The 14,695-nt window shown below is 42.9% G+C and carries 15 protein-coding genes, 1 tRNA gene and 1 pseudogene; 12 read left to right on the top strand and 5 right to left on the bottom strand.

Going from position 1 to position 14,695, the window contains the following annotated elements; genetic code table 11:
- Nucleotides 1–103: 103 nt before the first annotated feature.
- Nucleotides 104–176: transfer RNA gene (locus tag ACRQ5D_RS03795), tRNA-Phe, on the bottom strand.
- Nucleotides 177–381: 205 nt separating this feature from the next.
- Here ACRQ5D_RS03795 and ACRQ5D_RS03790 point away from each other — a divergent pair.
- Nucleotides 382–1,681 (top strand): annotated as a pseudogene (locus tag ACRQ5D_RS03790) (4Fe-4S dicluster domain-containing protein).
- 104 nt (nucleotides 1,682–1,785) lie between these two features.
- On the top strand, nucleotides 1,786–2,583 hold the full coding sequence (locus ACRQ5D_RS03785; protein ID WP_091165177.1) for a (Fe-S)-binding protein: 798 nt from the start codon (nucleotides 1,786–1,788) through the stop codon (nucleotides 2,581–2,583).
- On the opposite strand, the gene ACRQ5D_RS03780 is transcribed toward ACRQ5D_RS03785, so the two are convergent.
- The gene (locus tag ACRQ5D_RS03780; protein WP_091165180.1) at nucleotides 2,578–3,060 is read right to left on the bottom strand and encodes a hypothetical protein; all 483 of its coding nucleotides are present in this window, start codon (nucleotides 3,058–3,060) and stop codon (nucleotides 2,578–2,580) included. The two genes, ACRQ5D_RS03785 and ACRQ5D_RS03780, sit on opposite strands and share 6 nt — an antisense overlap.
- Before the next feature lie 45 nt (nucleotides 3,061–3,105).
- Between ACRQ5D_RS03780 and ACRQ5D_RS03775 the strand changes: the two genes are divergently transcribed.
- On the top strand, nucleotides 3,106–3,591 hold the full coding sequence (locus tag ACRQ5D_RS03775) for an ABC transporter ATPase (protein WP_091165184.1): 486 nt from the start codon (nucleotides 3,106–3,108) through the stop codon (nucleotides 3,589–3,591).
- Nucleotides 3,592–3,709: 118 nt separating this feature from the next.
- Nucleotides 3,710–4,111, top strand: coding sequence for an SPW repeat domain-containing protein (locus tag ACRQ5D_RS03770; RefSeq protein WP_091165187.1), 402 nt, complete (start codon nucleotides 3,710–3,712; stop codon nucleotides 4,109–4,111).
- Nucleotides 4,112–4,352: 241 nt separating this feature from the next.
- On the opposite strand, the gene ACRQ5D_RS03765 is transcribed toward ACRQ5D_RS03770, so the two are convergent.
- Together ACRQ5D_RS03765 and ACRQ5D_RS03760 are read right to left on the bottom strand one after the other, a co-directional pair.
- A complete protein-coding gene (locus ACRQ5D_RS03765; protein ID WP_431199105.1) occupies nucleotides 4,353–4,856 on the bottom strand; it encodes a PAS domain S-box protein in 504 nt (167 codons plus the stop codon).
- 88 nt (nucleotides 4,857–4,944) lie between these two features.
- Complete coding sequence (locus ACRQ5D_RS03760; RefSeq protein ID WP_143020722.1) at nucleotides 4,945–6,201, bottom strand: BamA/TamA family outer membrane protein; 1,257 nt, start codon at nucleotides 6,199–6,201, stop codon at nucleotides 4,945–4,947.
- Between the two features lie 194 nt (nucleotides 6,202–6,395).
- Here ACRQ5D_RS03760 and ACRQ5D_RS03755 point away from each other — a divergent pair, with 194 nt between their 5' ends.
- The 8 genes from ACRQ5D_RS03755 to pyrH all read left to right on the top strand — a co-directional run bounded on the left by ACRQ5D_RS03755 (nucleotide 6,396) and on the right by pyrH (nucleotide 13,045).
- On the top strand, nucleotides 6,396–7,658 hold the full coding sequence (locus ACRQ5D_RS03755; protein ID WP_431199104.1) for a S41 family peptidase: 1,263 nt from the start codon (nucleotides 6,396–6,398) through the stop codon (nucleotides 7,656–7,658).
- Between the two features lie 484 nt (nucleotides 7,659–8,142).
- Nucleotides 8,143–8,580 (top strand): 50S ribosomal protein L13, encoded by a 438-nt coding sequence (rplM, locus tag ACRQ5D_RS03750; RefSeq protein ID WP_090529488.1) that lies wholly within the window; start codon nucleotides 8,143–8,145, stop codon nucleotides 8,578–8,580.
- Nucleotides 8,581–8,604: 24 nt separating this feature from the next.
- Complete coding sequence (gene rpsI, locus ACRQ5D_RS03745) at nucleotides 8,605–8,991, top strand: 30S ribosomal protein S9 (RefSeq protein WP_090529485.1); 387 nt, start codon at nucleotides 8,605–8,607, stop codon at nucleotides 8,989–8,991.
- An 18-nt stretch (nucleotides 8,992–9,009) separates the two neighbouring features.
- Nucleotides 9,010–9,852, top strand: coding sequence for a 30S ribosomal protein S2 (rpsB, locus tag ACRQ5D_RS03740; RefSeq protein WP_091165203.1), 843 nt, complete (start codon nucleotides 9,010–9,012; stop codon nucleotides 9,850–9,852).
- A 165-nt stretch (nucleotides 9,853–10,017) separates the two neighbouring features.
- Nucleotides 10,018–10,869 carry a translation elongation factor Ts gene (gene tsf / locus ACRQ5D_RS03735; RefSeq protein WP_091165207.1) on the top strand — a complete coding sequence of 284 codons (852 nt, stop codon included), beginning with the start codon at nucleotides 10,018–10,020 and terminating at the stop codon, nucleotides 10,867–10,869.
- Nucleotides 10,870–11,091: 222 nt separating this feature from the next.
- Nucleotides 11,092–11,493, top strand: a complete 402-nt coding sequence (locus tag ACRQ5D_RS03730) for a hypothetical protein (RefSeq protein ID WP_431199103.1) — start codon at nucleotides 11,092–11,094, stop codon at nucleotides 11,491–11,493.
- Nucleotides 11,475–12,215, top strand: coding sequence for an N-acetylglucosamine-6-phosphate deacetylase (gene nagA / locus ACRQ5D_RS03725; RefSeq protein WP_431199102.1), 741 nt, complete (start codon nucleotides 11,475–11,477; stop codon nucleotides 12,213–12,215). Before ACRQ5D_RS03730 ends, nagA begins: the two co-directional genes overlap by 19 nt.
- Before the next feature lie 125 nt (nucleotides 12,216–12,340).
- Nucleotides 12,341–13,045, top strand: a complete 705-nt coding sequence (gene pyrH / locus ACRQ5D_RS03720) for a UMP kinase (protein WP_090529473.1) — start codon at nucleotides 12,341–12,343, stop codon at nucleotides 13,043–13,045.
- A gap of 175 nt (nucleotides 13,046–13,220) precedes the next feature.
- Here the strand turns inward: pyrH and ACRQ5D_RS03715 are convergent, their stop codons facing one another.
- The gene (locus ACRQ5D_RS03715; RefSeq protein ID WP_432328456.1) at nucleotides 13,221–14,687 is read right to left on the bottom strand and encodes a M1 family aminopeptidase; all 1,467 of its coding nucleotides are present in this window, start codon (nucleotides 14,685–14,687) and stop codon (nucleotides 13,221–13,223) included.
- Nucleotides 14,688–14,695: the final 8 nt, after the last annotated feature.

Below are 14,695 nucleotides of genomic sequence, written 5' to 3'. Positions count from 1 at the left end.
GCGGCAGACGGGCACGAGATATATATTTAATAAAAAAAGCCCTCAGAAAATCTCTGAAGGCTTAATAAATTTTTTTAATAATTTGACCATATGGTCTTTTAAGTGGTACCAACTGGGATCGAACCAGTGACACAAGGATTTTCAGTCCTTTGCTCTACCATCTGAGCTATGGTACCAAACCGTTCCCGTGTTTGGGGAGTGCAAATGTAGCCTTTTTTTTATGTTTGAAAACTTTTTTTGAAAAAAGTTTCTGTTCGCCCCCTGGTTTTAAATAATTGTGCAGGTAATCAGCTAATTAATTTTCAAATATTTTTTCAATCCCAAAACATTTTGCGCTTTAAACAATTCATTTAACTTTGAGAAAAATACTATGCACGCATAATGATTGCTCAGCTTATATTTATTATCATCCTGGCGGCTGCCGTTTACTTCTTCGGCAATAACGTGTCTAAAATAAGGCGCAATATTTTGCTGGGTAAAGACACGGATCGTAACGACCAGCCAGCCCTGCGCTGGAAAGTGATGGCCAAAATTGCCCTTGGCCAAACCAAAATGGTTAAACGCCCCGTAGCGGCGGTAATGCACTTTTTTATTTATATTGGTTTTATTATCATCAATCTTGAAGTGCTGGAGATCATGATTGATGGGGTCTTTGGCTCGCACCGCATTTTTGCGCACCCGCTTGGTGGCTTGTATGGTTTTTTAATAGGCGGTTTCGAGGTGCTTGCAGTATTGGTACTTACGGCATGTATCGTTTTCCTGTGCAGGCGCAATGTTGTGCATCTAAAACGCTTTACGGGTACAGAAATGACTCAATGGCCAAAATCCGATGCGAATTACATCCTCATTACCGAAATATTGCTCATGACCGCTTTCCTGACCATGAATGCGGCCGATTATAAATTACAACTGCTGCATTTTGGCCACTATATTACAGCCGGAAGCTTTCCGGTGAGTTCATTGCTGGCGCCGTTACTGCCTGGTAGCGCTTCGGCATTGGTAATTACCGAACGGGTTTGCTGGTGGTTTCATATTGTAGGAATCTTGTGTTTCTTAAATTACCTACCATATTCAAAGCATTTTCATATCCTGCTGGCTTTCCCCAATACATACTATTCAAACTTGAACCCTAAAGGGAAATTTACCAATATGGCATCGGTTACTAATGAGGTTAAGGCCATGCTTGATCCATCATCTCGTCCCTGAAAATAATGGCGAGCCCGCCCGTTTTGGTGCAAAGGATGTAACTGACCTTACCTGGAAAAACCTGATGGAGGCATATACCTGCACCGAATGCGGCAGGTGCACCTCGGTTTGCCCGGCTAACATTACCGGCAAACTGCTGTCGCCGCGCAAGATCATGATGGATACCCGCGACCGCATCACCGAGATTGGTAATAACATTGATAAGCACGGTAAAGACCACCAGGATGATAAATCATTGCTTGACAATTACATTACCCGCGAAGAGCTCTGGGCTTGTACCAGTTGCAATGCCTGTGTGGAAGCTTGCCCGGTGAACATCAATCCGCTGGAGATCATAACAGAAATGCGCCGTTATATTGTAATGGAAGAATCGCAGGCCCCGGCAAGCCTCAATAATATGTTTGGCAACGTAGAAAACAACGGCGCCCCATGGAAATACAGCCAGGCCGACAGGTTTAACTGGGCGGAGGAATAGTTTTACAGATCATAGTTAATGGTTTATAGATCATGGCTGTGAAGGGAAATAAAAATAATTAACAATGGTCCATGGACTATCGACCATAAATAAAACCATGAGCTATGAACAATGAACCATTGGCCATCCCAACCATGGCCGAAATGGCTGCACAGGGAAGGGAGCCTGAAATATTGTTTTGGGTAGGGTGTGCCGGCAGCTTTGATGAACGTGCCCGTAAAATTACCCGCGATATTTGCAAGATATTACAGCATGTGGGTATTAGCTACGCAGTGTTAGGTACAGAAGAAAACTGCACTGGCGACCCGGCTAAGCGGGCTGGTAATGAATTTTTGTTTCAGATGCAGGCCATGATGAACATCCAGGTGTTGGATGGCTATAACATCAAAAAAATAGTTACCGGTTGTCCGCATTGTTTCAATACCATAAAAAACGAATACCCTGGCTTGGGGGGTAATTATGAGGTGATTCATCATACACAACTTATTCAACAGTTAATTGATGCCGGTAAGCTGAAAGCCGAAAACGGTGAAAGTTTTAAGGGTAAAAAGATCACCTATCATGATCCTTGCTATTTGGGCCGGGGAAACGGCGTCTACGAGGCTCCGCGGGCAGCGCTGGAGATATTGGATACTGAGTTGGTGGAAATGAAACGCTGTAAATCAAATGGTTTGTGCTGTGGTGCCGGTGGTGCCCAGATGTTTAAGGAGCCTGAGCCCGGTATAAGGGATATCAATATAGAACGTATTGCTGATGTTATCGAGACTAAGGCCCAGGTGGTAGCCGCCGCTTGTCCTTTTTGTATGACCATGCTAACTGATGGCGTAAAAAACCAGGATAAGGAGCAGGAGATAAAAGTTTTGGATATTGCCGAGATCACGGTTAGGGCTAACGGGTTATAAACCTTTTGTCCTGAAATAATGCAACGCATTCTTCAGGCTGTCAAATTTGGTGGCGCTCATGTTATGAACCGGTAAATCAAATGTAGTGGCCATTGAGTCGATATTGCCATTAGGGTCTTCGTAGGTTTGTACAATAATATCATCAGTTTGCGTATTGAATTTTAATATGCCTGTAGTATCGCTGGCCAGATAATCAACATTGGTTAGGCGGTGCAGGTTAAAAGAAAAATATTCCTGTTTACCCTGTTGATAAGTTTTCCTCACACGTAAAAAATAGTCGTTAGTAAGGGTTATCTCCCACTTTTTGAGGTTGATACCAGGCGCGGGATTAAATGAGCTGTTGAGGCATTTATTGCTCCAGTTTAACCATTCCTGTTCGCTCATTTCGGCTTTAAAACCGTAATTTAGCGCAACAAGGGCTAAAATTGATGTAATGAGCGCGGTTTTTTCAATTGATGGCAGAATTGATATTTTCATGACAACAAAATGTAACCCGAAGTTAATAAATTGATATTTTTGGAAATGAAATTTTCTCCACAGTCAAGAGTTTGGATCTATCAGTCGGACAGGAAATTAACCGACCAGGAAGTACAACAGATTCAGCCTGAGCTGGACAAGTTTGCTACCGGGTGGACAGCTCACAATAACCAGCTGAAAGCCAAAGGTGAGGTTAGGTACAACCGTTTTTTTATTTTGATAGTTGATGAAAGCCAGGCAGGTGCCAGCGGCTGTTCTATTGATAAATCGGTTCATTTTATGCAGCAGGTGCAGCAGCATTTAGGCATCAATCTTTTCGACAGGTTTAATTTGGCTTATCGCGAAGGTGAGGAAGTGCTCTCACTGCCACGCCGTGATTTTGAGGCTAAGCTGAAAGATGGTAGCATCAATAAGGAAACGGTTGTTTACAATAACCTGGTTCAAAATTTAACCGAGCTTGAAACTAAATGGGAGGTGCCGTTTAAAGATAGCTGGCATATTCAGTTATTTCGCGACCTGGTAGCCAGTTAATTAACCGGCTATCCAAATTTTTTAAATTTACTGTGCTTAAGCCATGCAAATGTTTACCTTTGGCACAAAATTTAGATATAAATCATTTATACTGATACTTTATAAATAAGCTATAAAAATGAAAGGCTTCATCTCAACCAAAACTTACGGATTTTTAAACTACGTTGTAGCCCTGTTAATGATCTCAACTTTGTGGACTTTTGGTGGTACCCTGCATGTTGGTGGCGCTGCTTTATTCCTGCCTCTGATAATTGGCTGGCTGCAGTTGATCATGGCTATCTTCGCTAAAAACGAAATGGGTTTTATCAAACAATTCCCGATGGTTATGCACAATGTAGGTGACGTAATTATGGGCTCGTTCCTGTTTTGCTCGCCTTGGGTTTATGCTTTTTCTGATAAAATGGTTTTACCTCAATTAGTTTTTGGTGCTTACCTTTTAATTGTAGGTTGCTTTACCAAAGGTTCACCATTCATTAACCCACAGGTTGAAGAAGATCACGGCGTAAGCTATAATGCTTAATCCTTTTTCCCGAAAAGATATAAAACAAAAGAGGTGCTCATTTGAGCACCTCTTTTGTTTTATATGCCAAGCTCTTTTGATCGCTGCTCTTCCCGTTGATTACGCATGATTTTAGTGAAACCACGATGATTGTGCTGTTCATCAAACAGCGGAAAAACCAACCCGCTGCCCCAGAAACGTGTGCCGTCCTTGCGTACATGATAACGCTCATCAATAGCCCTGCCCCGGCTCAGCGCTTTTTTTAATTCGGCTTCGGGTTTACCTTCAGCAATATCTTCGGGAGTAAAAAAATCCGGGCGCTTAGGCCTAATACTTCCTGTTCGGTGTAGCCAAGCACTTTTTGGGCGCCGGTATTCCAGCTGTTAATATCACCATTTTTATCTGTAGTGATCACCGCGTAATCTTCTAGGCTGTCCAACACCTGCCTGAAAAAGTCCTCGCTCATCCTAAAATAAGTGTCATCGAAAAGGTCCTGGCTGGTTATAGTGTCATCAAAGGTTTGATATTCGATGAAAATACTGGTATTGTCGACACCGCAAACCAGTTGCATGGGCTCGCGGGTGATGCGGTAAAAAGTTTCAAAGCCCGCTGGTAATTTATTTAATTCCGGTTTTTCTTTTATTGGTACAAGTGTTATGTCGACAGCCTCATCTTGTTGTGGGTTCAGGTTGATCTTTACCAATACATATTCGTAGCCTTTTTCAATCAGGTCGCCAAGTAGTTGTGAGGTTAACGGAGTGCGCATTTTTAAGGTAGATTGCTTGTTCAGAAGATTCCAGTACAAAAATGACACCAGTTATAACGGTGTACTTATCATCGCAGCCTGTTTACAGCTAAAATACCTCGTTAAGTCCCAAAAAGAACCCACTTGAACCATAAGTTCCCCTGGCATAATCAATACATAGATTGGAGCGCGTGTATTTATTAAACAACAGTCGCAGCCCTGCGCCGCCGCCGGGTTCCCAATACCTGAATAGTTTTATGCGTTGCTGATTGTTTGCTGTTTCTGCATTGATAAAGGCAACGCCACTAAGTAATTTGTTGCTTGTTAGCGGAAAACGGTATTCGGCCTCGTTATATACAAATGACATGCCTTTAAACCTACCTATAATAAATGCTCTGCCAATGCGGCCATAAGCATCGCTGCCGGTGCCGGGCAATTCAAGGTAGGGCAGCGCCCCGCTCAACAAATAGTTTGACCAGTGCCACAACGCAAAAACATGTTCGGGGTGGGTTGATGACAGGCTCCAATACTTCCTGAATTCAAACTTTACCTGCATGGCATTGCGGTTGCTGCCCAGCCAGGTTTGGTTGCTCCGCAAAACAATATCGGCATAAATACCCCTGAACGGCCGGTTGGGCTGGTCGCGGTTATTAAACTGGAAATTGAACAGCAGTCCATTAGCCTGGTACGAGTTAACAGGAAAACCGTTACGGATACTATAGCGATAATTATGAGTTTTTGATAGCGGAATGTCTTTGCGGTCATCATCTATATGGCTGTAATAATTAAAGCTTAGCCCGGCACCTACATATATATGATGTGCCAGTTTACGGTAGATGCGCTCATTGGCTTTGATATATACATAACGGATAGGGAATGCATCAGGATTATTTTCAAAATGGGTGTTGTTCATGAAAAAGTTGCCTTCACCAAAACTGCGCCTGCCGGTGCCGAGGCCGTTGTCCATGGCAACGGTTTTCCCAATTTGTACAGTGCCCTGCAGGTTCCACTTGTTTTCGGCCGAGAAAGCGTTTTGTTTAAACTCAAAAGTAGAGAGCCCGCTTGTTGACAGGTAAAAGCCCGCATTAATTACCGAAAGGGTTGTAGTTGAAGGATCGCCAAAGTATTTTCCTCCTGATGAGATCACCCCTCCCGCAAAACCTACACTTGGGTTATAAGCGGCCGATGGCAATACCGACCAATAGGTACGATTTCGTAGCTGTTCGGTAGCTGCGGCAGGTTTGCTGCTTTTGCCGCTGAATATGGAAGCTAAGATTCCATTGGCGTCTACCTGCGATTGCAGCGAATCAACCGGATCGGCCAGTGTTTGGGCAAACAACTTGCAGGTACTTAAAAGTACAATCAAGGTTAAGGTGAGCCGGTAAGCAGCGGGAGCCAATTATTCAGGAATTAATTAGTGTTCCTGCTAATATATTTATATCATCTGAATGTAAAAAACTTATTACAAAATAAAAATTCCATAAGTGCCGGCTGTCTGCCGAATGACTGATTACAAGTAATTAAGAAGCTGCTTGCAACCAATTTGCTATTTTGCGCATCATGTTTGATATGAAGCTGCCTTTACTCTTATTACTAATGATGGTGTTGCCTGTTGTTGGCTTGTCTGCAAAAAAACGGGACACTCTTGCTACAGAAAAACACTACTCAAAACATCAGTTAGCCGAAGATGTAAAATACCTGGTTGCCACGGTTGCCGACGTACATCCTGATATGTATCACAGCATAAGTAAGGCTTCCTATTCGCGGCTCATTGATAGTGTGCTTGCCGGCCTGCACGATGGTATGACAGCAAAAGAGGCGTGGCCAATTATGGCAAGGCTGATAGGCGCATTGAATGAAGGGCATAGTGTGTTTAACTATCCCGAATCGTTAGTTGGCGAATTGAAGGCTGGGGGAAATCTTTTATTTCCTGTACTGATAAGAGAGTTTAACGGCTCAGAGTTTATTGTGAGGCTTGATGCTTCCGCGGGAGATAAACTAAAGCCGGGCGATGCCATCATCAGCATCAATGGAATTACTACAGAGAAATTGATGGGTAAGCTGGGTGGTTATGCGGGCGGTCTGCCGCAATATAAGGCTCTTGATATCTGTCGTAACCTCATCGTGTATTTGCATTTGTATGGAGTAAACGGGCCATGGCATATCCGTTACCTACGCAACAATCAGGTAGATAGTGCAGTAGTAAACCCGGTTTCATGGGCAGATTTCAGAAGCAATATTGCTGCAAGAGCGAAAGACCTGCCTAAGATTAAACCAATTGCAGATCATCAATTTGATTTTTTGAATACGGATAAAGCCTATTTAGCATTGAATACACTTACAGCTGAACCGGCTGTATTTAAACGGTTTTTAGATTCGTGCTTTACTTCCATTAAAAACAAACAAGCCAAGGTGCTGATCATCGATTTGCGAAAAAATGGAGGAGGTAATTCGGCATTAGCCGAAATGCTATTAGGCTATATTACCGATAGGCCTTTCCGGATGACAGGAGGTGTGAAGTGGAAAGTAAGCCAGGAGTACAAAGATCAGCTTAATGAAAAGTTAAAGGGAGAAGGGCCACAAACGATGGCTTATTATTTTAATGCCATTAATGGTACTACTATATCAAATAGCGGTGATAAACCTGCCCGGCCAATATTTAATGATTTGTTATTCAAAGGGAACGTTTTGGTGCTGATTGGCCCGCATACTTTTTCAAGTGCCAACATGCTGGCCAATACCATTCAGGATTATAAGCTGGCTACATTGGTCGGTGAACCATCAGGCGAACCGGCCAATGATTATGGTGAACTGATTTTTTAAAACTGCCTAACACCGGGTTTACTTTTACTACTTCAACCAAGCAATTTATCAGGGCCAATGGTAATACTAATGATCAACACCCGGTAATGCCAGATTTTATGGTAAAGGATAACCCGCTAACACCTGCTGATGAGGTATTGGATTTTGCTTTGGCCAAGTGAAAATTTTCGAGTTGGGGAAGGTAGCGTATACCGGCCAATGCGGTAAGGCCTGCAGGCGTATGAACGGATGGCCAGGGCCGGAGGCAATACCATTATGAACCGTGATTTTTAGGATTTAAGGATTGTCGGGATGTTTCTGCCTGTTCAAACAAAATAAAACCCTGGCAATCCCTGAATCTCCCCAAATCCCGGTTCAGACAATCCTTTAATCATGCTACAATATTTTCCTTAAAATCTATTTGCTAATAAGATAATTAACCCTATCTTTGCAGTCCCGAAAATACGGGGTATAATAAACGTTTAAACAATTTAATTTAAAGCAAGTGAATACGTTAAGTTACAAAACTGTCTCAGCCAACAAAAAAACCGTTAACAAACAATGGGTTGTTGTTGACGCCGAAGGCGAGATTTTGGGGCGCTTGTCTACGAAGATCGCAATGATCATCCGTGGTAAAACCAAGCCTGATTTCACCCCAAACGTAGACTGTGGTGATAATGTGATCGTTATCAACGCAGACAAGGTAAAACTGACCGGCAACAAACTAAGCGACAAAGTTTATGTTCGTTACACTGGATATCCAGGTGGTCAGCGTTTTATTTCTCCTAAGGAGTTATTGGCGAAACATCCAACCCGCATCATCGAGAAAGCGGTACGTGGTATGTTACCTAAAAATCGTTTGGGTAAAGCATTATTCGGCAATTTGCATGTATATGCAGGTGCTGAGCATCCTCATGCAGCGCAAAACCCAACAGCCATTTAATTTTTAATTTTTAAGGAGAAAAAAATGCCAACAACTAACACTTCAGGCAGAAGAAAAACAGCCGTTGCCCGCATCTACCTTACAGAAGGAAATGGTGCGATCATCGTTAACGGTAAAGATTACAAAGAGTATTTCCCTACTTTGCCATTGCAATATATCGTAACTCAGAGCACTGAGGTTTCTGGTAGCACCGGAAAATATGATGTTAAAGCAAACGTTGCAGGTGGTGGTGTAAAAGGACAGGCAGAAGCTGTTCGTTTAGCTATCGCTAAAGCTATTGTTGAACTTGATGCTGAAAAGAAACCGGCATTACGTGCTAAAGGCTTAATGACCCGCGATGACCGTATGGTTGAGCGTAAAAAACCAGGTCGCAGGAAAGCACGTAAGAGATTCCAATTCAGTAAACGTTAATCAAAGGAGGACAACAAAATGGCAAGAACAACTTATCAGGATTTACTGGACGCTGGTGTACACTTTGGTCACCTTACCCGCAAATGGGATCCGAAAATGTCACAGTACATTTTCATGGAGCGTAACGGTATCCACATTATCGATTTAAATAAAACCTTAACTAAGGTTGAAGAAGCTGCTGCAGCTATAAAACAAATTGTAAAATCAGGCCGTAAGGTATTATTCGTAGCTACAAAGAAACAAGCGAAAGATATCGTTGCTGATTATGCGAAAAGCGTAAACATGCCATACATCACCGAGCGTTGGTTAGGTGGTATGTTAACTAACTTTGCTACTGTACGTAAGTCGATCAAAAAGATGTCAAACATCGATAAATTGACTAAAGACGGTACTTACAGCAACCTTTCTAAAAAAGAGCGTCTGATGATTCAGCGTGAGCGTATCAAATTAGAAACCCTTTTAGGTGGTATCTCTGACTTGAACCGTTTACCGGCTGCTTTATTCCTGATCGACGTTAAGAAAGAGCACATCGCGGTTTCAGAAGCATTGAAGTTGAACATCCCTACATTTGCTATGGTTGATACCAACTCTGATCCTTCAAACATCGACTTCCCGATCCCTGCGAATGACGACGCTACAAAATCAATCTCTTTGATCACCAGCATCATCATCAAAGCTATAGAAGAAGGTTTAGATGAGCGCAAACGTGAGAAAGAAGACGAAGCTGAAAAAGAAGCAGTAGCTGCAAAAGCTAAAGCTGATGCTCCTGAAGTTAACGAAGGCGGTAAAAGAACCCGTAAAGTTGCTGAAGTAGCTACTGAAGGCGAAGCTGAAGCTCCGGCTGCTGAAACAGAAGAATAATCTTCCTTGTTAACCCTTTAAGGGAACAACAAAAAATATATTAATTCTCTCACCTCAGCAAGGGGTGGGAGATTTTTAATATTAAAAATAGTTGCAGGTTACAGTATTATAACACCATAGCGGTAACTTGTAACCCGATATAAAAAATCTTAAAACTCAAAAAACATGTCTACAGTACAAATTTCTGCAGCCGACGTAAACAAACTGCGCCAGCAAACCGGTGCCGGTATGATGGATTGCAAAAAAGCATTAACCGAAACTAACGGTGATTTTGAAGCAGCTATCGATTTTTTAAGGAAAAAAGGTGCTAAAGTTGCAGCAAGCCGTCAGGACAGGGAATCAAACGAAGGTGTTGTTATTGCACGTACGTCTGAAGATTTTAAAACCGGTGTTATCATCGAGCTTAACTGCGAAACTGACTTCGTAGCTAAAAATGCTGAGTTTATCGCTTTTGCAAATGAAATTGCTAACAAAGCTGTTGAAGCAAAACCAGCTTCAATTGAAGAGCTTTACGCCCTTGAAATCGACGTTGAAACTGCCCGCGTTAAAATAGGTGATGCAATCATCGAAAAAACAGGTAAAATCGGTGAGAAAATCGGCGTATCTAAATATGAAGTTGTTAACGGTGAAAAAGTTGTTGCTTACATCCACGGTAACTTCCGTTTAGGTGTATTGGTAGCATTAAGTGCTGATGGTGCAGGTGCCGAAGAAGCCGGTAAAGACGTAGCCATGCAAATTGCTGCTATGAACCCTATCGCTTTGGATAAAGATGGTGTTGACGCTTCAGTAATTGAGCGTGAGCTTGAAATTGCTAAAGAGCAGATCCGTGCAGAAGGTAAACCAGAAGCAATGGTTGAAAAAATTGCTGCAGGTAAGTTGAATAAATTCTACAAAGACTCAACCCTGTTAAACCAGGAGTTTGTGAAAGATTCGTCTAAGAGCATTTCACAATTCCTTGACTCAGTTGAAAAAGGCCTTACAGTAACCGCCTTCAAGCGAGTAGCTTTAGGAGCTTAATCATATTATCCCCCGATGAAAATCGGGGGATTTTTTTGCGATATTGTTTCGTTATCGAAACAACTGTTTGCTTCCCCTCTTGAGAGGGGGCGCGACGGGAAAGCGCGTTTGCAGGGGTGCGTTTGTACAAGCGGACAGACACACCCCTCCACCCCTCTCAAGAGGGGAATTGCACACCCCTCGCTTTAAAATGTATTGGTTTAAAAGTTATATTGATCAATCATGTCTATCCTCGCCCTCCACAACCTCAAACTCATCTCCACCGGCACTATTGCCGAGGGCAAAGCCGTTTTAATTTCAAACGGTACCATTACCGATGTAATTGATGAAAGCGCTATCCCAGCGGATGCGGTAAAGAAAAACCTGAACGGCGCATACCTTGCCCCGGGATTTATCGATCTGCAGATCTACGGGAGCGGCGGTAAGCTTTTTGCCGGTACACCTACCGTTGAGGCGCTTGAACAATTGGAGAATGACCTGCTGAACCAGGGAACTATAGGCGTGTTTGCCACTATCGGCACCAACACCAATGATATTGTGGAAACTGGTATTGAAGCGGCTAAGATCTATAGCCAAAAAAGCAGGGGGCTTTCTGGGGATTGCACTTGGAAGGGCCTTATTTAAACCCTGCAAAAAAGGGCGCTCACCCTGAAAAGTTTATCAAGAAAGCCACCCTTGCTGAGGTTAAAACCTGGCTCGAAAAGGCCGATGGTGTTATCAAGATGATCACCATTGCGCCCGAACTGCAGGATCAGGAGGTAATTAATTATTTATATGAGCAGGGTGTCATCATATCATCCGGCCATAGTAATGCTACTTATGCCGAAGGCAAATCATTTTTAAAGAAACCGGTGCAGGCAGTAACCCACCTGTTTAATGCTATGCCATCCATGCACCATCGTGAGCCCGGTTATATCCCTGCAATTTTTGAGGAAAGGCCATATACCAGTATTGTAGCAGATGGTATCCACGTTGATTTTGCTATGATCCGCCTCGCCAAACGTGAGCTTGGCGACAAGCTTTTCCTGATCACTGATGCTGTTACTTCAACCAAAGAAGGAGCTTATCAACATGAACTAAGGGGTGACAGGTATACCATGCCCGATGGTACTTTATCAGGTTCAAACCTTACCATGCTTAAAGCAGTTGAAAATTGCGTTAAATTGGCCGGTATTGACCTGGCTGAGGCCGTAAATATGGCTTCATTATATCCCGCCGAGCTAGCATCGCAAACAAAAAAGGGTAAAATAGAGAAGGGCTTTGATGCTGATCTCGTTATTTTTAATGCTGATTTTGAAGTGCTTGGGACTATACTAAAGGGTGATTTTTTAACAAAGACAACATAAAATTTTAACACTGAAATTTATTCGCTATTTTTGGCGAACTACTCTCGTATGAACAGAGCTTTATCAATTCTTGATATAAACAAAAGCAGGTTTCATCTTTTTCTATTATTAGCAAATCACACCAAATGAAATACAAAAGAATATTACTGAAACTTTCGGGCGAATCGCTGATGGGCGCAAGGCAATATGGTATTGATAACAACCAGGTTTTGCAGTATGCTCATGACATTAAAAACGTTTATGATGCCGGTATCGAGATTGCGGTAGTTGTTGGAGGCGGTAATATTTTCAGGGGATTAAGTGCTGAAAAATCGGGTATGGAACGTGCGCAGGCCGATTATATGGGTATGCTTGCAACGGTGATTAACTGTATGGCGCTGCAAAATGCTTTAGAAAGCATTGGTGTGGAAACCCGCCTGCAATCGGCCATTAAAATGGAACAGATCTGTGAGCCGTACATCCGTCGTCGTGCTATGCACCACCTGGAAATGGGCAAGATCGTGATCTTCGGAGCCGGTACAGGTAATCCTTACTTTACTACTGATACTGCCGCTTCATTACGCGCTATTGAAATTAAAGCTGATGTGGTATTGAAAGGTACCCGCGTTGACGGCATCTACACTGCCGACCCGGAAAAAGACCCAAGTGCAACCCGTTACGACGAGATCACCTTCCAGGAAGTATATGATAAAGGCCTGAATGTAATGGATATGACCGCCATAACCCTTTGCCAGGAAAATAAGCTGCCTATCATTGTATTTGATATGAACAAGGAAGGTAACTTTATGAAAATTGCCAAAGGCGAAGATATTGGTACACTGGTAAAATAAAGAGCGAAAAGCCGAAGGCTCAAAGCTTAAGGCCGAACGCAAAAGCTGAAAGCTAAATAATGCCAACAGTCAAAAAGCTTTTGGCTTTAGGCCTTAAGCTCAATCACATCGCTTTAAACTAAAAATAAAAGGACGCCCGATAAAAGGCGTCCTTTTATTTTTAGATGCTTATATATTATTTAGCATCATTCACAGCCTTGATAGCATCGTCAGCAGCTTTTGCCGATGCATCGTCTTTCATAGTAGTACGCGAGGTTTTGATACCTTCCAGTTGGGTTACTATAAATGGTGCTGCTCCGTAAACCTTAAATTTAATGCCGGCGTTTTTAAGCTCTTCAATACCTTGTTGAGCGTACTCAGGCTTATTCACTTTGGCCGTCATGTCAGCAAAGTTTTTAAGGGAATTGAACTTTTCCTGAATCCCTGCCTCGGTAAACGCATGGTAAACAAATGGCCATTCAGCATCATTACCATTAGTTGTATATAAAGTCATGATAGCGGCAGTTAACGCGCCTTTGTTGTCTTTTTCAAGGCCTTTGGCTAAGCTTAATGCCTTGGCCGGGTCAAGTTGTGCTATGGCGTTTAAGGCAGCGCCCTGTACAGCGTATGATTCGCTCGATATGGATTGGGTAAACAAAGCCATGTTACCGCTCGCTTTCAATTTGCCTAATGCAGTTATAGCAGCTGCTTTTACAAGCGTGTTATTATCGGTTTGAGCTAATGAGATTAATATTGGCTGGGCTGCATTACGCACGTCATCTTTGGTGAGATTTAATGCCCTGATGGTTTTAATGCGGAGGCCATAATACTTATCCTTTAAAGCCGCGATTAGGATTTTTTGTGCTTGCGGACGGGTTTGATCTGATGCAGCAGCTTCTATAGCCTCGTAACGGTCGAGGTAATTAGGGGCGTTGAAATACTGGAATGAAAACTCGTCAATTGTTTTATTGTCAGTTTTCTTGGTTAACAGGATTTTATCGGCATCAACATTCACCAAATCAGGTTTGCCGGTCAGTTGGTAGCTGATAGAATCTACCTTGTCATTCATCCACTCTTTGTGGCGCACTTTTTTACCGCCCTGGTAAATATCAATAGCCATTGGCAGTTTAAAGGTTTGGCCATCCTGGGTTTGTTTCAGGTAAGCGGTTTCGGTTTTAGTTGCCTCGTCCCATTTGTAGCTGATGTTCAGTATCGGGTGACCGGCGCCATAATACCATTGGTTAAAATACCAGTTAAGGTCCTGGCCGCTGGCTTCCTCAAATGCTAAACGTAATTGCTGGGCTTCACCGTTTTTGAAGGCGTTAGTTTTAAGGTAGATATTAAGGCCTTTATAAAAGGCGGCATCGCCTAAATAATTGCGGAGCATGTTCAGGATGCGGCCACCTTTTTGGTAGGTTACAGCGTCAAAAACGTCCTCTTTATCGGCATAGTAAAAACGCACCAGGTTTTTGGTGCTGGCCCCCTGCGAACGGAGATAGCTTTGCATATCTGCATAGTTATGGGCATCGGCTTCATCCTTGCCGTATTTATGCTCGGCCCAAATGGTTTCGCTGAAGTTGGCAAACGATTCGTTTACGGTAAGGTTGCTCCAGCTTTCGGCGGTAACATAATCGCCAAACCATTGATGAAACAGCTCGTGCACAATAGTGC

It is taken from the genome of Mucilaginibacter sp. P25 (genome assembly GCF_050859465.1).
Lineage (GTDB): Bacteria > Bacteroidota > Bacteroidia > Sphingobacteriales > Sphingobacteriaceae > Mucilaginibacter > Mucilaginibacter gossypii.
The sequence above is the reverse complement of the archived record's forward strand: the minus strand, read 5'-3'. Positions and strand labels throughout refer to the sequence as shown.